Annotated in this window: 16 protein-coding genes; 9 read left to right on the top strand and 7 right to left on the bottom strand. The window is 70.7% G+C overall.

The genetic code is table 11. The annotated features are described in order from the left end of the window. Positions 1-52: 52 nt before the first annotated feature. Positions 53-916: a hypothetical protein gene (locus ACFVXJ_RS12895; RefSeq protein WP_389661751.1), complete on the bottom strand. Its 864-nt coding sequence runs from the start codon at positions 914-916 to the stop codon at positions 53-55. A gap of 263 nt (positions 917-1,179) precedes the next feature. On the opposite strand from ACFVXJ_RS12895, the gene ACFVXJ_RS12890 reads away from it, so the two are divergent. Continuing rightward, positions 1,180-2,688 carry a M1 family metallopeptidase gene (locus ACFVXJ_RS12890; protein WP_389661750.1) on the top strand — a complete coding sequence of 503 codons (1,509 nt, stop codon included), beginning with the start codon at positions 1,180-1,182 and terminating at the stop codon, positions 2,686-2,688. Between the two features lie 34 nt (positions 2,689-2,722). On the opposite strand, the gene ACFVXJ_RS12885 is transcribed toward ACFVXJ_RS12890, so the two are convergent. Continuing rightward, the gene (locus ACFVXJ_RS12885) at positions 2,723-3,610 is read right to left on the bottom strand and encodes an oxygenase MpaB family protein (protein ID WP_389661749.1); all 888 of its coding nucleotides are present in this window, start codon (positions 3,608-3,610) and stop codon (positions 2,723-2,725) included. Positions 3,611-3,738: 128 nt separating this feature from the next. Between ACFVXJ_RS12885 and sph the strand changes: the two genes are divergently transcribed. Continuing rightward, positions 3,739-4,740 carry a sphingomyelin phosphodiesterase gene (gene sph, locus ACFVXJ_RS12880; protein WP_389661748.1) on the top strand — a complete coding sequence of 334 codons (1,002 nt, stop codon included), beginning with the start codon at positions 3,739-3,741 and terminating at the stop codon, positions 4,738-4,740. Positions 4,741-5,115: 375 nt separating this feature from the next. On the opposite strand, the gene ACFVXJ_RS12875 is transcribed toward sph, so the two are convergent. Both ACFVXJ_RS12875 and ACFVXJ_RS12870 read right to left on the bottom strand, forming a co-directional pair. Further along, on the bottom strand, positions 5,116-5,430 hold the full coding sequence (locus tag ACFVXJ_RS12875) for a 4a-hydroxytetrahydrobiopterin dehydratase (RefSeq protein WP_389661747.1): 315 nt from the start codon (positions 5,428-5,430) through the stop codon (positions 5,116-5,118). Position 5,431: 1 nt separating this feature from the next. Then, positions 5,432-6,391 (bottom strand): Twin-arginine translocation pathway signal, encoded by a 960-nt coding sequence (locus ACFVXJ_RS12870; RefSeq protein WP_389661746.1) that lies wholly within the window; start codon positions 6,389-6,391, stop codon positions 5,432-5,434. Between the two features lie 397 nt (positions 6,392-6,788). On the opposite strand from ACFVXJ_RS12870, the gene ACFVXJ_RS12865 reads away from it, so the two are divergent. The 5 genes from ACFVXJ_RS12865 (at position 6,789) to tgmC (ending at position 9,658) form a co-directional block, all read left to right on the top strand. Next, entirely contained in the window at positions 6,789-6,938 is a 150-nt protein-coding gene (locus ACFVXJ_RS12865) for a hypothetical protein (RefSeq protein WP_389661745.1), read from the top strand. Further along, a complete protein-coding gene (locus tag ACFVXJ_RS12860; RefSeq protein ID WP_389661744.1) occupies positions 6,931-7,143 on the top strand; it encodes a hypothetical protein in 213 nt (70 codons plus the stop codon). The genes ACFVXJ_RS12865 and ACFVXJ_RS12860 overlap by 8 nt, the downstream gene beginning before the upstream one ends. Positions 7,144-7,266: 123 nt before the next feature. Continuing rightward, the gene (tgmA, locus tag ACFVXJ_RS12855; protein WP_389661743.1) at positions 7,267-7,530 is read left to right on the top strand and encodes a putative ATP-grasp-modified RiPP; all 264 of its coding nucleotides are present in this window, start codon (positions 7,267-7,269) and stop codon (positions 7,528-7,530) included. Between the two features lie 5 nt (positions 7,531-7,535). After that, positions 7,536-8,495, top strand: a complete 960-nt coding sequence (tgmB, locus tag ACFVXJ_RS12850; protein ID WP_389661742.1) for an ATP-grasp ribosomal peptide maturase — start codon at positions 7,536-7,538, stop codon at positions 8,493-8,495. Beyond that, positions 8,492-9,658: an ATP-grasp peptide maturase system methyltransferase gene (gene tgmC, locus ACFVXJ_RS12845; RefSeq protein ID WP_389661741.1), complete on the top strand. Its 1,167-nt coding sequence runs from the start codon at positions 8,492-8,494 to the stop codon at positions 9,656-9,658. The genes tgmB and tgmC overlap by 4 nt, the downstream gene beginning before the upstream one ends. 731 nt (positions 9,659-10,389) lie before the next feature. On the opposite strand, the gene ACFVXJ_RS12840 is transcribed toward tgmC, so the two are convergent. Next, positions 10,390-12,207, bottom strand: coding sequence for an AMP-dependent synthetase/ligase (locus tag ACFVXJ_RS12840; protein WP_389661740.1), 1,818 nt, complete (start codon positions 12,205-12,207; stop codon positions 10,390-10,392). A gap of 85 nt (positions 12,208-12,292) precedes the next feature. Here ACFVXJ_RS12840 and ACFVXJ_RS12835 point away from each other — a divergent pair, with 85 nt between their 5' ends. After that, positions 12,293-13,018, top strand: coding sequence for a MerR family transcriptional regulator (locus tag ACFVXJ_RS12835; protein WP_389661739.1), 726 nt, complete (start codon positions 12,293-12,295; stop codon positions 13,016-13,018). Positions 13,019-13,028: 10 nt separating this feature from the next. Then, on the top strand, positions 13,029-13,688 hold the full coding sequence (locus tag ACFVXJ_RS12830; RefSeq protein WP_389661738.1) for a 1,4-alpha-glucan branching protein: 660 nt from the start codon (positions 13,029-13,031) through the stop codon (positions 13,686-13,688). Between the two features lie 51 nt (positions 13,689-13,739). On the opposite strand, the gene ACFVXJ_RS12825 is transcribed toward ACFVXJ_RS12830, so the two are convergent. Both ACFVXJ_RS12825 and ACFVXJ_RS12820 read right to left on the bottom strand, forming a co-directional pair. Next, positions 13,740-15,911, bottom strand: a complete 2,172-nt coding sequence (locus ACFVXJ_RS12825; RefSeq protein WP_389661737.1) for a 3-hydroxyacyl-CoA dehydrogenase NAD-binding domain-containing protein — start codon at positions 15,909-15,911, stop codon at positions 13,740-13,742. Positions 15,912-15,955: 44 nt separating this feature from the next. Then, entirely contained in the window at positions 15,956-17,170 is a 1,215-nt protein-coding gene (locus tag ACFVXJ_RS12820) for an acetyl-CoA C-acetyltransferase (protein WP_389661736.1), read from the bottom strand. Positions 17,171-17,179 lie beyond the last annotated feature (9 nt).

The raw sequence follows: 17,179 nt of genomic DNA, 5'->3' as shown, positions 1-17,179 counted from the left end.
GAAGGCTGCCAATTGTGGCAGGTGGCGGTGACGGACGTCCGCCAGACCCGGCTCAGCCCTTGCCGAAGAGGCCCTGGGGGAAGGCTCCGGCGCCGATGGCCCGGGCGACGAGGGCACCGCCGAGTTCGGCGAGGCGGGCCAGGCCGTCGGCCCCGAGGTGCTCGTAGGGGGCGGCGTCGAGGCGGTCGGTCTCCGTCTCCAGTCGCTCGCGGACGGCGGCGCCCTCCTCGGTGAGCGCGCCGGTCGCGTCGAGGATGCCGCGTGCGCGCAGCCGCTCGGTGGCGGCGTCGAGGTCGCTCTGCTCCCAGCCGCGGATCGTCTTGATCCACTCGGGGGCCATGCCGCGACCGGTCGCGGTGTGGCTGATCAGGGCTTCCACCGGGTCGAGCTCGGCGAGGAGGAGGGCGGCGAGATGGCCGTCGCCGCGGTGTTCGCGCAGCAGGGTGGTGGCGTGCCAGAGCCGCAGGTGCGGCTCCTCGGGTACGGGGAGGTCGGCGTGGGCGGCGTAGAGGGTGCGGGCGTGCCGGGTGCAGCCCTCGGTGGCCCGCATCGCGAGGTCGGCGGCTTCGGCGACCTCGGGCGAGGCGACGGTCTCGTCGCCGAGGAGGCGGCGCAGCGTGCTGTCGACGGCGCGCAGTCGGGCGGCGAGCGCCTGCTCGGGCGTCGTGGTCTGCCAGACGGCGGGGAGGTGTGCGGCGACCAGGTCGTGGCGGTAGTTGTAGAACGTGGCGGTCACCGCGCCCGCGCCGACGGCGCCCATGGCGGCGGAACGGGAGGCGAGGTTGACGGCGGCGCGGTGCGTGACGCCGAGGGCGGCGTACTCCTTGCCGAGGTCGGGCGAGAAGTAGACGGTGGCGTGCAGCGGGTTGATGGCACCATGCCAACAGCGGCGGGCGGCGCGCGGGGGAAGAGTCATGCGCGGCAGATTACCGACTGCTTAGTATGCGGACCAGACCCCGTCCGGCCCCGGGCTTCGGCGACCCGCCAGATCCGGCCGATCTTCGACCACCCGACACTCGGACCCGGCTGTTCGCGGCGCCGGGCCGCGCCCTGTGACGGCCGAATGGCGATCATGTGACAACAGGCGCCATGGACATGACGCGGGTCGTCACGGGTGAATACGGTCGCAACCACGCATCCGCGAAACGGAACTGTCTCCCCTACCCCTTGGAGCTCTTCGTGCACCGCAAAGTCCTCGCCCCGAGCGTGCTCGCCGCTTCCCTGCTGCTGGTGACCCCGGCGTCGGCGGCCGGTTCCGTCCCGGGCGCCCCGGGCATAGGCGACTCCTACTACCCGACCAGCGGCAACGGCGGATACGACGTCTCGCACTACGACCTGCGCCTGAAATACGAGCCGAAGACGGACCTGTTGGAGGGCACCGCCACCCTCCTGGCCACCGCCACCCAGGATCTGTCCCGCTTCAACCTGGACTTCGGCCTCAAGGTCAGCGAGATCCGCGTCAACGGCGCCAAGGCGACGTTCGCCACCTCCGGCGCCCACGAGCTGGAAGTGACCCCCGCGCGGGCCCTGGAGAAGGGCAAGTCGGCCTCGGTGGTCGTCAAGTACGCCGGAAAGCCCTCGGAGTTCAAGGTCGACGGGTGGTCGGCCTGGCAGCGCACCCCGGACGGCGGCATCGCGGCGCAGGAGCCGGACTCGGCCGCCTGGTGGTTCCCGAGCAACGACCACCCGCTCGACAAGGCCACCTTCGACATCTCGGTCAACGTGCCCGACGGCACCCAGGCGATCAGCAACGGCGTGCTGCTGTCGCAGAGCTCGAAGCTGGGCTGGACCCGTTACAACTGGCGCTCGAACAAGCCGCAGGCCACGTACCTCGCCACCCTGGCCGTCGGCAAGTTCGACATCACCACCGACAAGACGGCGAGCGGGCTGCCCATCCTCAACGCCTACAGCCCGGATCTGGGCGACAACGCCGGCGCGGCGCGCGCGAGCGTGGAACGGACCGGCGAGGTCGCGGAATGGCTGGAGAGCGTCTTCGGCCCGTACCCCTTCAACGCACTGGGCGGGTACGTGCCGAACGTACCGTCCGGCTTCGCCCTGGAGACCCAGACCCGGCCGTTCTACAGCCCGCGCCAGTTCGCGAACGGCGCGAACGTGTCGGTGGTCGTCCACGAGCTGGCGCACCAGTGGTACGGCGACAGCGTGTCCGTGAACAATTGGAAGGACATCTGGATCAACGAGGGCTTCGCCCGCTACAGCCAGTGGCTGTGGTCCGAGAAGGAGGGCGAGGGCACGGCGCAGGAGCTCGCCGACTGGGCGTACGCCACACGTCCGGCGGACGACCCGTTCTGGCAGGTCAAGCCGGGTGACCCGGGAGCGGACAACCAGTTCCACGGCGCCGTGTACGACCGGGGCGCGATCGCCATCCAGGCGCTGCGCAACGAGGTCGGCGACGAGAAGTTCTTCAAGATCCTCAAGGGCTGGCCGACCGAGCACGCCTACGGCAACGCCAAGGTCGGCGACTTCGTGCGGTACGCGGAGAAGGTCTCCGGGAAGCCGCTGGCCCAGCTCTTCGAGACCTGGCTCTACACCCCGGGCAAGCCCGCCTTCGCCCCGCCGACCGCGGGTCGGTCCGCCGCCGCGCGGTCCTCGAAGGCCCCGGCCGCCCAGCCGGTGGAGCCGAAGTCCTGGAAGAAGATCGCCGAGACGAACTCGATCCACGAGCACTGACGGGTCCCACCGTCAGCCCGCGCGCCGTCGCCCCTCAGCGGGCGGCGGCGCGCCGCCGTGCCCGCGCCGCCCGGGCGATGGGCAGGTAGCGCAGTCGCTCGGGCAGCAGCGGTACGAGGACCCGCACGACCGCGCTGAACCGCCGGAGCCGGCGCTCCTGCGCGGGGGTCCACTCCAATCCGATCGCGACGCGCGCCTCGGGCGGCATGTAGCCGACGGTGACGAAGGCCCGCAGCCGCAGGAACGCGGCCCGCAGCACCGGCCAGGTGAGCCGCAGCAACAGCCGCACCGGCGGTGAACCGCCCTCGGGTCGGGGCAGCGGCACATCGGTGGCGACCAGCTCGCGGGCGACCGGGGTGGGCTCGATCTCCTCGGCCAGCATCCGGCGGTAGTAGACCCAGTACTCCTCGATGCTCTGCGGCATGTCCCGGTCGTGGAGGCCGAGGATCCGGCCCACCTGGAGCCACTCCCGGTACAGCTGCCGTTCCTGGGCGGGGGTGAAGCGGCGCAGCAGGTACCGGCCCGCGTAGAGGTAGACCGGGAAGCCGGTGGCGTGGACCCAGGCGTAGCAGGCGGGGTCCAGGGAGTGGTAGCGGCGTCCGCGGGTGTCGACGCCCTGGATCTCCTTGTGCAGGCGGCGTACCCGGCGCCCCTCCTCGGCGGCCCGCTCACCGCCGTACACCCACAGCTGGACGGAGCGCAGCGAGCGCTCGCCGCGCCCCCAGGGGTCGGTGCGGAAGACGGAGTGCTCGTCGACGCCGGCGCCGATGGCGGGGTGCGCGACCTGCATGGTGAAGGCCGCGGGCAGCATCAGCAGGGCGCGGACGTCCCCGGCGATGGTCCACAGCACCCCGCCGGGCGGGGGCGGCTCGGGGTCGCGGCGGCGGGCGAGCGGCCGGGCGGCGGGCTCCGTGTTGCTCATGGTTCAAGTATGCGAGTCCATACGGTCGTGCTGCGGACAGAAAGTCTCCGCATGGGTGTTACCCAGAGGTAACCGCGGCTGCTTGGATGACGGCGTCGCTCTTCCCCCCGCAGGATGACGGAGTCCCCATGACGCACACTTCCAACCGCCGAGGACGCGCCGCCGCCACCACCGCCGTCGCGGCGATCGCCGCCGGCGCGTTGGCCCTGACCACCGCCCCGGTCGCCTCGGCCGCCCCGAGCGCGACCGCTCCGCGCCTCAGCGTCCTCACGTACAACACGTTCCTCATGTCCACGAACCTCTACCCCAACTGGGGCCAGGGGTACCGGGCTTCGGCGATCCCCAAGGCCCCCTTCTTCCAGGGGCACGACGTGGTGGTGCTGGAGGAGGCCTTCGACAACAGCGCCTCGGACGCCCTGAAGTCCAACGCCTCGGCGCAGTACCCGTACCAGACGCCGGTCGTCGGCCGTTCCACGAGCGGCTGGGACGCCACCGGGGGCTCGTACTCCGCCACCACCCCGGAGGACGGCGGGGTCACGGTCCTGAGCAAGTGGCCGATCCTCCGCAAGGAGCAGGTGATCTACAAGGACGCCTGCGGCTCGGACTGGTGGTCCAACAAGGGCTTCGCCTACGTGGTCCTGAACGTGAACGGCACCAAGGTGCACGTGGTCGGCACCCACTCCCAGTCCACCGACTCGGGCTGCGGCACGGGCGAGGCGGCGGACATGCGCGCCCGCCAGTTCCGCGCGATCGACGCCTTCCTGGACGCCAAGAACATCCCGGCGGGCGAAGAGGTCATCGTCGCGGGCGACATGAACGTCGACTCGCACGGCGCCGAGTACGCCTCGATGCTGACCAACGCCGACTTGGCCGCCGCCGACTCCCGTACGGGGCACACGTACTCCTTCGACACCGCCCTCAACTCCATCGCCCACTACCGCTACCCGACGGATCCCCGCGAGGACCTCGACTACGTCCTCTACCGCAACGGCAACGCCCGCCCGTCGGGCTGGGGGAACACGGTGGTCAAGGAGGAGTCCGCCCCCTGGACGGTCTCCAGCTGGGGCACCTCGTACACGTACACCAACCTCTCGGACCATTATCCTGTTGTGGGGGACGTCGCCCAATGACCGCCTAACGGACAAGGTCAGCCGGTCGTGGGCCCCTCAGACGAACTCTCCTCGGGAGCCCACACCGGCACCACTCGAACCTGTTTTTGCGCGCAGATCTCAACACGCCTGACAAGCGAGGCAAGGAGCGTCCGCTTCGACTGCACGCTGATCGTCTCCCACTCCTCCAGGAGACCCCGGACCACTTCACGGAACGGCTCGGGACTCAGGGGCGCGGCATCCGTCTTCGGCAGGGCGTTCAGCCCGCTGCAACTCCGCTGTCTCTGCGACGAGACCGTAGCGCCCGGTATGGCGTCGGATGACGGGAGTTGCCGAATTGCGACTCGCCCCCTCTCGGCCTTCGGGCTGGGAGGGGGCACATTCGTGCGTCCGGGGTCAGTCCAGCGGGAGCGCCTGGTGCGCGGCCACGATCGCGTCGATGCGGTGCGCCAGGTCGAAGTCGGCCCGGGTCAATCGGTTCCCGGCATCGTGCGTGGTGATCGAGGCGCGCAGGTGGTCGATGCGGAGGTCGAGATCGGCGTGGTGCTGAATCCGCCGGGACCGGTCCGCAATCGTGACGATCGCTGCCACCGCCGCGTGATACCGAATTGGATACGTGCGGGTGATTACGTCACCGTCCTGCTCCCACCCGGGCAGCCCGGACAGGTGTTCGGCGATTTCCTCATGCGTCATCGGCTTCGGCACGCCCATGTCAGTTCCCCTCCGTGACAGGCGCCAGGATCTCAGCAAGGTCCCGGCCTACGGGGGCATCGTGCCATGGCCGCATGGCCCGCTCCAGGGTGATCAGCTCACGGCGCATGCGCGCGGAACCAGTCTCGACGGCGATCTCGGCGGCAACCCGCGCGATCTCGACCGCCTGTTCCGGTTCACGGGCGCCTGCGGCGGCGGTCGCGTGCCGTGCGAGGTATACCCCGCGGTCCCGGCGCGCGGTGGTCGGTACCGCCTCAAGCACCTGCGACCACAGGGATTCCGCCTCTCTGCCGAGACCGAGCCGGCCGTAACAGGTGGCCCGCTGGACCTCCAGGTAGCCAGGAGTGCGCCGGCATGCGTTGCCCCATGGGAGGTCGTCATCGACGCGGGAGATCAGGCCGGCGGCGGTGTCGATGAGGCGGTCGACGGCGGTTCGGTCGCCGGTGAGGCTGGCGCCGTGGGCCTGCTGCTGCATCGCCATTACGCGGACCTTGGGGAAGACCCGGTCATCGTCCAGGGCGGCCTCGCATAGGTCGATGACGCCGTGCCCGTCACCGAGGTCGGTGCGGACCTGGGCGAGGTTGACGAGGGAGTACCCGATGAGGTGCGGGTCCCGGGAGCGGGCCGCGATCTCCTGTGTTATTCCTCGCCAGAACGCGGCGGCGCCGACGTCGCCGGCGTCCTGGTAGAGCCAGCCCACGAGGGCGGCGTAGGCGGCACCGACGCGGAGCAGGCCGCGCCGGGTCTCGCCCTTCGCGCTGCGGACGAGCTTGTCGATGAGCTGGTACTGGGCGGACACGGTGCCGATGAGGTCGTGTGGTCCGAGGAGCATGTCCGCGCGGTAGTGGCCTTCGAGTTGCTGCTGGAAGTAGTCGATGAGGGCGGGGGCGACGTGCTGCGTGGCGACGGGGCCGGGCATCAGCGCGGCTGCGGTGACGGAGACGAACGTCCTGCGTTTCACGTCTTCCTCTTGATGTGCCTCGGGTCTGATCCAGCCGGCGGGCGCCGTGAATCCCAGGTCTTCGGGCCACCTGCCGAGCGCGTCTTGAAGCACACGCCCGGTCTCCTCCGGCGGCCAGCCGGGGGAACTTCCCTCCCAGCGCCGCCAGGTGCGCGCGCTGACGGTGAAGTGCGGGTCGTCAAGGAACCGTTGCCCGTGCGTTTGGAGCGCGGCCGCAGCGGCCTCCATGGTGCGCCATCCGACACGGAGTCGGGCAGCTCTGAGCGCGTCGTTGCGGTGGCCCATGGCCCCAGTGTGAGGTGTCATCGCGTCTGTCCCCGGCCGTGGCCGCTACGTGGCCACCAATGGCCACGCGATGGCCTATCTGCCCATCTGCGTGCTCGCCCATCATCCTCCTATGACGACGACCAGCCCAGACGAAACGAGGCGCGAGCGCGGTGAGTTGCCCGCGCCTCCGGCCGGCCCGAGCCGTGAGCTCCTCGACCGCGCGGCGGCCGGTTGGGAACGGTTCACCCACACCTCCGCCGAGGACGACTCCGATGCCTGAGGCGTACGAGCACCTCCGGCACCCGCTGCTGCGGCGCCCGGTACGGGACATCGCCTCCGGCACCGAGGGCGAGCTGATGGCCGTGGTGTACGAGGAAGTCGGTCAGGTCTGCGGCGACCCGCAGTACAAGCCCATCGCCTACATCCGCATGCCGTCCGGGCGTGAGCTGTCGACAGCCGCCTCAAACGTCCAGGCCCTCGGGTGAACGAGCGCGCCCGCCAGGGTCTGTACGTCGTGATCGTGCTCGGCTTCCTCGCCGTGATCGTCGTCGGCACCCGTTGACTCCCCATCCCGGCCGGGATCGGGTTCATCAATCGATTGGAGTCCCATGCCCGTCACACCTTCTGCGCCTGTCGCCCCGTGGGGAAGCAGCCGCCTCGCCCCCTACGCCGCCACCGTGCAGCTCGCGCACGCCTCCGTCAGCGTCGACCCTGCCAGCCAGCTCGGCGTCTTCCGCGACCGGCATGGCCGGGTGGTCGAGATGGGCAAGCACGGCACCAGCAGCGGCACGGGCACCACGACCTCGACCAGCCCCGACGGGGCGCCTGGAACAACGGACCAGGGCAGCGACCAGGACAGCCAGCAGGACTAATGCCTATGACCGAGGAGAGGCCGGTTCTGGTGGCCACCGAGGCTGACGACGTCACCGCGGACATGGTCATCACCGAACTTAACCGGCGCGGTGTGCCGGTGGTGAGGTTCAACCCCGCTGAAATCGGCGACGGCCTGACGGTCTCGGCTCGGTACGGCATCCGCCCGGCCCACGCGGCCGGGCGGATGCTCACCCCGTCGAGAGCCGCCCATTTGGATGATGCGCGAGCCGTGTACTGGCGCCGGCCCACCTGGCCGGCTTTCCCACACCTGAGTCCGGACGACGCTCGGTTCGCCGCTGCTCAGACGCGGTACGGGCTGGGCGGGGTCTTGCACGCCCTCACCGGTCCGTTGTGGGTGAATCACCCCCTCCGGAACGCCGAGGCGGACTACAAACCGCACCAGTTGGCGCAGGCCGAACGCCTTGGCCTCGCAGTGCCCGCCACGCTCATCACCAACGATCCGGATGAGGCGCGCGAGTTCGTCGCGGCCCACCATGCCGTGATCCACAAGACGCTGCGCGCGACGTCCTATCAGCGAGACGGCGTCCCTGTGGTGTCGTGGGCGGAGCAGGTCACCGCAGAGGAGATCGATGACCGGGTCCGCGTCGTCCCGCACCTCTTCCAAGAGCGGATCGGCAAGACCTGTGATGTCCGTGTCCTCGTCGTGGGCCGCCAGGTCTTCGCCGTACGCATTGAGTCAGATCTCCTGGACTGGCGGCGGGACTACTCTGCCCTGGCGTACTCGGTCATCACCTTGCCCGCCGCGCTGGAAGCGGCTCTGCTCGCCTTCCTCGGTACCTTCGGCCTCATGTCCGGCTCCTTCGATCTCGCCGTCGACCACGCCGACACCTACTGGTTCCTGGAACTTAACCCCAACGGACAGTGGGGTTGGCTGGAGGAGCACACCGGCCTCCCCATGGCGGCCGCCTTTGCGGACCTGCTCACCCAAGGAGAATCCCGTTGATTGACACGACGTCTCAGCGGCAGGCCCTCGCCGACCGGCTCGAAGCCGCCGGCGCCGCCCGAACACCGGCCTGGCGGAAGGCCGTCGAAGCGGTCCCCCGCGAACTGTTCCTGCACCCCGGCGTCTTCCTGCCCACCGGTGACGGGCTCTGGCAGCCGATGACCGCCGCCGACACGGACCCCGCGGAGTGGACCAGGACCGCGTATGCCGACGAGTCCCTCGTCACGCAGCTCGACAATCAGCTCACAGCCGACCAGGCCCCCGGTCCGGTGCCGGGCATCCCCACCTCATCGTCCACGGTGCCACGGCTGGTGCTGGAGATGATCGAGGAGCTGGAGGTCGACGACGGGCACCGAGTGCTGGAGATCGGCACCGGGACCGGGTATTCCACCGCTCTGATGTGTCACCGCCTGGGCGAGGACAACGTCACCACGATCGAGGTCGATCCGGAAGTCGCCGCCCGAGCGGATGCGGCCCTGGAGAGCGCCGGGATCTCGACCTGGACCGTCACGGGGGACGGGCTGCTCGGTCTGCCTCGCCGTGCCCCGTACGACAGGGTGGTCGCCACTTGCGGAGTGCGCCGCATCCCCTACACGTGGGTGCGGCAGACTCGGCCCGGCGGCGTCATCCTCGCCACCATCGGATCACTGGCGACCGGGACCGGCCTCGCCAAGGTCACCGTGAACGACGACGGGACGGCCGAGGGGCGGTTCGTCGCCCACGCCAATTTCATGCAGGCGCGATCCCAGGCCGTCACTCCGATCGCTGGAGACCTCTCCTCCCGCGTGGCGTACCCCAACAGCGAGCGGCGGGCTCTCATCTCCCCGACCGACCTCGATGAGCCCATGCCGGCCTTCCTCGCCCAACTGACAGCGCCGACAGCCCAAGTCCTGCGGGCCCGGACCAGCGACGGCGCGGCCCTCGTCTACCTCTTCGATCCGGACCGCGAGTCATTCGCCGAACTCACGCAGAACGGCGGCGACTGGCTTGTACGCCAGGGCGGCCCCGTCGCCCTGTGGGACGACATCGAACGGGCGCTGTGCGGATGGCGCGACGCAGGCCAGCCCAGTATCACCGAGGTCCGACTCCGCGTGAGCGAGCGCTCCCATAGCTACTGGATCGGCGACTCCTCGGCTCTTCGGTGGCAGCATCCGCTTTGCTGACCGGTTAGTCCAGTGGCTCCCGGCCAGCATGCCCCCTCCAGCCGGGGGCGCTGGAGCGCCACTTGAGCCCAGCTCGACCATGCGGCGTGGCCGGTTTCCTATGGCCGATTCACGCCGTACGGTGTGCTCATGCCAAAGATGAGGCACAGTCTCCGCTTAGTGTGAGCCAATCGCGGACCAGATGCGCGAGCGGGCCGCCGATCGCGTCCGCGATGAGGATGAGCGTGTCGAGGAGCGGCGAGGACTGACCCCGTTCAGCGCGACGTATGTGGCTCGATCCATCCCGATGCGATTGGCGACCGCCTCTTGGGTGAGCCCCCGCGAGAGGCGCGGTTCGCGCATTTGTTCGCCGTTGCGCTGCCGTCTGGCGATGACATAGGCGGGCACAGCCGCAGCGCGGGAGGATCACACAACCACCATCCGGCATAAATCGAATGTCAGTTCCATTTCTCTTGAAACTCGCATGCGCACATGGTTCGGTTGACCCCGCAACCACAGCAAGCGCCGCTCGCCTCCGTCCGCAGCCGGGGAGTGAGCGGCGCCCGGCCGCCGCACCCCACCTCGGCCGGGCGAAGCAACGCCCCGACCCTCGTCTCCGCAAGACAGGTCCGGGCGTTGCCGTGTCCCCGTACCTGTTTTCCCATGGTCTCTCTCGGACCACTACCCGCTGATCGGACGCTGACCCGGCCCGGGGGCCCGCCGCGGGTGGTGCGGCGGGTCCCCGGGTTCCGTCAAGCCTCGTAGAGCCCCTCGATCAGGTCGGCGTACTTCTCGCGGACCACGCGGCGGCGGAGTTTGAGGGACGGCGTGAGTTCGCCCGACTCCGGGCCCCACTCCTCGCCCAGCAACCGGTACCGCTTGATCCGCTCCGTGCGGTTGAGGCGGGCGTTGGCCGCCTCCACCGCACGGGCGACCTCCTCCCGGACCGCCGGGTGGTCGGCGAGCGCGGCCGGCGAGGTGGTCTCGATGCCGCGGGCCGCGGCCCAGACCGGGGCCAGCTCCGGGTCCAGGACGAGCAGGGCGACGAGGTAGGAGTGCCCGTCGCCGTGGACGAACGCCTGGCCGATCAACGGGTGTTCCTTGACCGTGTTCTCCACCAGGGCGGGCGAGACGTTCTTGCCGTTCGAGGTGATGATCAGTTCTTTCTTGCGGTCGGTGATCCAGAGGAAGCCGTCGTCGTCGAGCCGGCCGATGTCCCCGGTGGGGAACCAGCCGTCCGCGTCGCTCGCGGACTCCACCGAGCCGTCGGGGCGCAGATAGCCGTCGAAGACGGTGGCGCCGCGGGTGAGGATCTCCCCGTCCGCGGCGATCTTGAGCTCGACGCCCTCGATCGGGCGGCCCACCGAGCCCAGCCGGAAGCCGTCCGGACTGTTGACGGTGCACACCCCGGCCGTTTCGGTCAGCCCCCAGGCGTCCATGATCGTGATGCCCCAGCCCGCCCAGAACCGCACCACGTCGATCGGCATCGGCGCGGTGGCACTGGCCGTCCACACCAACCGGTCCATCCCGGCCAGGCCGAGGAGCGGGTCCAGTGCCCGCTCCTTGGCCCGGGCGTACGAGGCTTCGAGCGCGGCCGGGACCGGCTCGCCGCGCTCGCGGTGCCCGGCCACGGCCCGTGCCACCCCGTTGGCCTCCTCGACGGCGGCCCGCTGCTCCTCGGGGAGCCCGGCCAGGACGGCCCGTACCGCCGCCGCCAGCTTCTCCCAGACCCGGGGCACGCCGAAGAACTGCACGGGACGCAGCTCGCGCACGGCGTGCGCGACGGCGGCGGGGTCGGCGACGAGGCGGACGTGCGCGGCCCGCAGCAACGGCAGGTAGATCCCGAGGATGCGCTCCGCGATGTGCGCGAACGGGAGGTAGCAGATGTGCTCGGCATGCTCGGGCAGGTCCGTGCGCCGGTCGAGGCGGACCGCCTGGAGCATGATGTTGCGGTGGGTGAGCCGGACGCCCTTGGGGTCGCCGGTGGTGCCGGAGGTGTAGACGACGGTCAGCGGGTCCTCGGGCAGCGTTTCCCGCCATGCCTTCTCGAACGCTTCGGCGCGCCGCGGCGGGATGCCGGTCGCGCGCACGGAGCCGTAGGCGCGGTGCGGGCCCGCATGGGCCTCCTCGGCGACGACGAGGCGTGCCAGGGGCACGCCGGGGTCGTCCAGCAAGGGCTCCCAGCGCGGGAGTTCGCGGGCGCCCTCGACGACGGCGAGCCGGGCCCCGCTGTGCCGCGCTATGTGGGCGATCTGCTCGGGCGCGGAGGTTCCGTACACGGTGACGGGGACGGCGCCGAGGTGGACGAGGGCGAGGTCGGTGAGCCAGTGCTCGGGGCGGTTGCCCATCATCAGCAGCACGTGTTCGCCGCGCTCGACGCCGAGGGCCGCGTACCCGGCGGCCAAGGACGCGACCTCGTGGCGGACCTCGCCCCACGAGAGGGTCCGCCAGCCGGCTCCCTCCCGCCAGGAGAGGGCGGGGAGGTCCCCGTGGTCCCTGGCGTTGCGGGCGAGCAGGTCGGGGAGGGTGAGCTCCTCGGGCGGTCCGGGCAGGGGGAGTGTCGTGGTCATGGGCAGCTCCTGGCCGTTTCACATCGTTGGTGCGACAGCAATACTGTTGAACCCAAGCTGTGGAGCAGAGAGCGAGGCGCAGACGATGGCCGACCAGGCACCCGAGCCGACGCTCACCGTCGACGAGCTGGCCGCCCGGGCGGGTGTCACCGTCCGCACCGTACGGTTCTACAGCACGCGCGGGCTTTTGCCCCCTCCCGTGATCGGCCCCCGCCGGGTGGGCCACTACGGTCCCGAGCACCTCTCCCGCCTCGCGCTGATCGAGGAGTTGCAGCACCAGGGGATGACGCTGTCGGCCATCGAGCGCTATCTGGACGCGCTGCCCGACGACCTGAGCGCGCACGACCTGGCGATCCACCGGGCGCTGGTGTCGTCGTGGGCGCCGGACTCGGCACTGGAGTCCTCGCGGGAGGAACTGGAGAAGCGGGCGGGGCGGGCGCTGACGGACACCGACGTGCGGCGGCTGACCGCGATGAACGTGGTCGCCGTCTCGGGGAACGGGTTCCGGGTGGACGTGGGCCTGCTGCGGCTGGGGGTCGCGCTGCTGGACGTGCCGATCGCGCACGAGACGATCCTCGCGGCCCGCCGGGTGCTGCTGGAACACACCCGCTCGGCGGCGCACGAGCTGACGGCGCTGTTCCGGGACGAGGTGTGGGGGCCGTTCACCGAGGGCGAGAGCGACCCGGAGCGGGTGGAATCGATGAAGGCGCTGTCCGCACACATGCAACCGATGGTGGTCCAGGCACTGGTGACGGCGTTTCAGCGCTCGCTACGGGAGGAACTGCGGGCGGCGTTCGCCCCCGAGGGGTAGGTTCACGAGCATGGCGATCATTCACAAGACCTCTATGACACCGGGCAAGCTGGAGCTGCTCGCACCTTGGCTTCCGACGCAACCGTGGTACGCGTCCACGGGACGCGCGCCCGAGCCGGCCCGCGCGGGCGGTTTCCGGCTCGACGACCCGCAGGGCGAGGTGGGCATCGAGTTCATGGTGCTCACCGACGATTCGGCTGACGGGGCCGTCGCCTACCACCTTCCGCTCACCTACCGCGGGGCGCCCCTGGAGGGCGCCGAGGCGGCCCTCATCGGCACGTCGGAGCACGGCGTTCTCGGCCGGCGCTGGGTGTACGACGGCACTCGCGACCCGGTGCTCGTCGGGCAGTTGCTGTCGTTGGTGCAGGGCCGGGCCGCGGCGCAGGAGCAGAGCCGGTCGGACACGCCGGACCCGTCGGTGACGACGGAGTTCGACGGGCGGGCCCTGTTGGTCCCGCTCCTCCCCCCGCTCCGGCCGGAGGTGGCGCACACCGCGCGGGACACGGAGATCGCCCTCGGCGACGGCCCGCGGCTCACCGTGACGCGCGTGCTGCGGCCGCACGAGGCGACCGGGGTCCCGGCCGGGGCGATCGGCGGGGTCACGGCGGGCTGGACCTCCCCGGACGGCACCGCCCACCGGGGCGTGTTCGCCGCGCTGTACCCGGCGTAGGCCGGGCGTACGGCTCCGGGGGCGGCGTACTCCCGGAGCCGTATCCGGCGGTCAGTCGGAGTACGTCGCGCCGCGCTCGGCCTTGGCCACCAGGGAGGCCGGCGGGGTGAAGCGCTCGCCGTACTGCGCGGCCAGCTCGCGGGCGCGGGCGACGAAGCCCGGCAGGCCGCCCTCGTAGCCGTTGATGTACTGGATGACGCCGCCGGTCCAGGCCGGGAAGCCGATGCCCATGATGGAGCCGATGTTGGCGTCGGCGATGGAGGTCAACACGCCCTCGTCCAGGCAGCGGACGGTGTCCAGTGCCTCGGAGAAGAGCATCCGCTCCTTCATGTCCTCGAAGGGGATCTCGGCGTCCGGCTTGGCGAAGTGCTCGCGCAGGCCCGGCCAGATGCGGGCGCGCCTGCCCGTCTCGTCGTACTCGTAGAACCCGGCGCCGCCGCTGCGGCCCGGGCGGTCGAAGTCGTCCACCATCCGGTCGATGACCGCGTCCGCCGGGTGCTCGGTCCACGGGCGGCCCTCGGCCTCGAATGCCTTGCGGGTCTCGTTGCGGATCTTGCGCGGCAGGGTCAGCGTCAGCTCGTCCATCAGGGACAGCACCTTCGCCGGGTAACCGGCCTGCGCCGCGGCCTGTTCGATCGAGGCGGGCTCGATGCCCTCGCCGACCATGGCCACGCCCTCGTTGATGAACTGGCCGATGACGCGCGAGGTGAAGAAGCCGCGCGAGTCGTTGACCACGATCGGGGTCTTGTTGATCTGCCGGACCAGGTCGAAGGCACGGGCGATCGCCTCGTCCCCGGTGCGCTCGCCCTTGATGATCTCCACCAGCGGCATCTTGTCGACGGGCGAGAAGAAGTGCAGCCCGATGAAGTCGGCGGGGCGCGAGACGCCCTCCGCGAGCCCGGTGATGGGCAGCGTGGAGGTGTTGGAGCAGAGCAGGGCGTCGGGGTCGACCACGTCCTGGATCTCCTGGAACACCTTGTGCTTGAGCGCGGTGTCCTCGAAGACGGCCTCGATGACGGCGTCACAGCCCGCCAGGTCGGCGGCCCGGGCGGTGGGCGTGATCCGGGCGAGCAGCTCGGCGCGCTGGGCCTCGGTGGTGCGACCGCGCGAGAGGGCCTTGTCCAGCAGCTTCTCGGAGTACGCCTTGCCCTTCGCCGCGGCCTCGGGGCTGACGTCCTTGAGCACCACCTCGATGCCCGCGCGGGCGCAGGAGTAGGCGATGCCCGCGCCCATCATCCCGGCGCCGAGCACCGCGACCTTGCGCACCCGGCGGGGCTCGATGCCCTGGGGGCGGCTGCGGCCGGCGTTGACGGCCTGGAGGTCGAAGAAGAACGCCTGGATCATGTTCTTCGCGGTCTGGCCGGTGACCAGCTCGGTGAAGTAGCGGGCCTCGATGGTCAGCGCGGTCTCGAAGTCCACCTGCGATCCCTCGACGGCGCAGGCCAGGATGTTGCGCGGCGCCGGGTACGGGGCCCCGTTCAGCTGCTTCTTGAGGTTGGCGGGGAAGGCCGGGAGGTTCGCGGCGAACCGCGGGTTGGACGGCGTGCCGCCCGGGATCTTGTAACCGGGGACGTCCCACGGCTGCTTCGACTCCGGGTTGGCGTCGATGAAGGCGCGGGCCTTGGCCAGCATCTCCTCGGGGGTGGCGGCCAGTTCGTGGACCAGGCCGTTGTCCAGGGCGCGCTGCGGGTTGTACTGGGTGCCCTGGAGCAGGACCTTCAGCAGCGCGTCCGCGATGCCCATCAGGCGCACGGTGCGGGTCACGCCACCGCCGGCCGGGAGCAGGCCGAGCGTGACCTCGGGCAGGCCGATCTTCGAGCCTGGCGCGTCGAGGGCGATGCGGTGGTGGGAGGCGAGGCAGATCTCGTAACCGCCGCCGAGGGCGGCTCCGTTGATGGCCGCCACGACGGGCTTGCCCAGCGTCTCGATGCGGCGCAGCGAACGCTTGATCGCGGTGCCGGTGTCGAACGCCACCCGCGCGTCCTCGGGGCGCAGCCGGATCATGTCCTTGAGGTCGCCGCCGGCGAAGAACGTCTTCTTCGCGGAGGTGTAGATGATGCCCCGGATGGAGTCCCGCTCGGCCTCGGCGCGGTCGGCGATCGCCGCGATGGAGTCCTTGAACGCCTGGTTCATCGTGTTGGCGGACTGGCCGGGGTCGTCGAGGACGAGGGTGACGACGCCGGTCTCGTCCTGTTCCCAGCGGATCGTGGTGGACTCGCTCATGTTCGCTACTTCCGTGTCGGAGGGTTCGGTGGTCACAGGACGATTCAGAGACGCTCGACGACGGTCGCGACGCCCATGCCGCCGCCGACGCAGAGCGTGACGAGCCCGAAGCGCTTGTCCTGGCGCTCCAGTTCGTCGATGACGGTGCCGAGGATCATCGCGCCGGTGGCGCCGAGCGGGTGGCCCAGCGCGATGGCGCCGCCGTTGACGTTGACCTTGTCGAGGGAGAGGCCCATGTCCTTGACGAAGCGCAGGACGACACCCGCGAACGCCTCGTTGATCTCGACCAGGTCGATGTCGTCGATGGTCAGACCGGCCTTGGCGAGGGCCTTGCGGGTGGCCGGGGCCGGGCCGGTGAGCATGATGGTGGGCTCGGAGCCGGAGACGGCGGCCGAGACGATCCGGGCGCGCGGCGTCAGGCCGTTGCGTTCCCCCGCCTCGCGGGAGCCGATGGCGACGAGCGAGGCGCCGTCGACGATGCCGGAGGAGTTGCCCGCGTGGTGGACGTGGTCGATCTTCTCGACCCAGTGGTACTTCTGCAGCGCGACCGCGTCGAAGCCGCCCAGGTCGCCGATGTCCGCGAAGGACGGCTTGAGCTTGGCGAGGGTGTCGGCGGTGGTGCCGGGGCGGATGAACTCGTCGTGGTCCAGGACCACCAGGCCGTTGCGGTCGGTGACGGGGACGACGGACTTCGCGAAGCGGCCGTCCTTGACGGCCGTCGCGGCGCGCTCCTGGGACAGGGCGGCGTACTCGTCCACGTCGCGCCGGGAGAAGCCCTCGATCGTGGCGATCAGGTCGGCGCCGATGCCCTGCGGGACGAACCCGGTGTCCCAGTTGGTCATCGGGTCTGCGAACCAGGCTCCGCCGTCGGAGGCCATCGGCACCCTCGACATGGACTCCACGCCGCCCGCGAGGACCAGGTCCTCCCAGCCGGAGCGGACCTTGGCGGCGGCCAGGTTGACGGCTTCCAGGCCGGAGGCACAGAAGCGGTTCTCCTGGACGCCGGCCACCGTGTCCGGGAGGCCGGCGGCGATGGCCGCGATGCGGGCGATGTCGGAGCCCTGGTCGCCGACCGGGCCGACGACGCCGAGCACGATGTCGTCGATGGTGGCCGGGTCGAGGCCGGGGTTGCGCTCGCGCAGGGCGTGGATGAGGCCGACGACCAGGTCGATCGGCTTGGTGCCGTGCAGGGCGCCGTTGGCCTTGCCGCGGCCGCGCGGCGTGCGGATCGCGTCGTATACGTACGCTTCGGTGCTCACTGGTCAAGC

The organism is Streptomyces sp. NPDC058279 (assembly GCF_042881255.1).
GTDB lineage: Bacteria > Actinomycetota > Actinomycetes > Streptomycetales > Streptomycetaceae > Streptomyces.
This window is presented reverse-complemented; position numbering and strand designations above follow the sequence as displayed.

What these genes read in the sequence shown, in the direction of transcription:
- ACFVXJ_RS12895 (WP_389661751.1), bottom strand. Translation starts at nt 916, where the DNA reads ATGACTCTTCCCCCGCGCGCCGCCCGCCGCTGTTGGCATGGTGCCATC.
- ACFVXJ_RS12885 (WP_389661749.1), bottom strand. Translation starts at nt 3,610, where the DNA reads ATGAGCAACACGGAGCCCGCCGCCCGGCCGCTCGCCCGCCGCCGCGAC.
- sph (WP_389661748.1), top strand. Translation starts at nt 3,739, where the DNA reads ATGACGCACACTTCCAACCGCCGAGGACGCGCCGCCGCCACCACCGCC.
- ACFVXJ_RS12875 (WP_389661747.1), bottom strand. Translation starts at nt 5,430, where the DNA reads ATGGGCGTGCCGAAGCCGATGACGCATGAGGAAATCGCCGAACACCTG.
- ACFVXJ_RS12865 (WP_389661745.1), top strand. Translation starts at nt 6,789, where the DNA reads ATGACGACGACCAGCCCAGACGAAACGAGGCGCGAGCGCGGTGAGTTG.
- ACFVXJ_RS12860 (WP_389661744.1), top strand. Translation starts at nt 6,931, where the DNA reads ATGCCTGAGGCGTACGAGCACCTCCGGCACCCGCTGCTGCGGCGCCCG.
- tgmA (WP_389661743.1), top strand. Translation starts at nt 7,267, where the DNA reads ATGCCCGTCACACCTTCTGCGCCTGTCGCCCCGTGGGGAAGCAGCCGC.
- tgmB (WP_389661742.1), top strand. Translation starts at nt 7,536, where the DNA reads ATGACCGAGGAGAGGCCGGTTCTGGTGGCCACCGAGGCTGACGACGTC.
- ACFVXJ_RS12840 (WP_389661740.1), bottom strand. Translation starts at nt 12,207, where the DNA reads ATGACCACGACACTCCCCCTGCCCGGACCGCCCGAGGAGCTCACCCTC.
- ACFVXJ_RS12835 (WP_389661739.1), top strand. Translation starts at nt 12,293, where the DNA reads ATGGCCGACCAGGCACCCGAGCCGACGCTCACCGTCGACGAGCTGGCC.
- ACFVXJ_RS12830 (WP_389661738.1), top strand. Translation starts at nt 13,029, where the DNA reads ATGGCGATCATTCACAAGACCTCTATGACACCGGGCAAGCTGGAGCTG.
- ACFVXJ_RS12825 (WP_389661737.1), bottom strand. Translation starts at nt 15,911, where the DNA reads ATGAGCGAGTCCACCACGATCCGCTGGGAACAGGACGAGACCGGCGTC.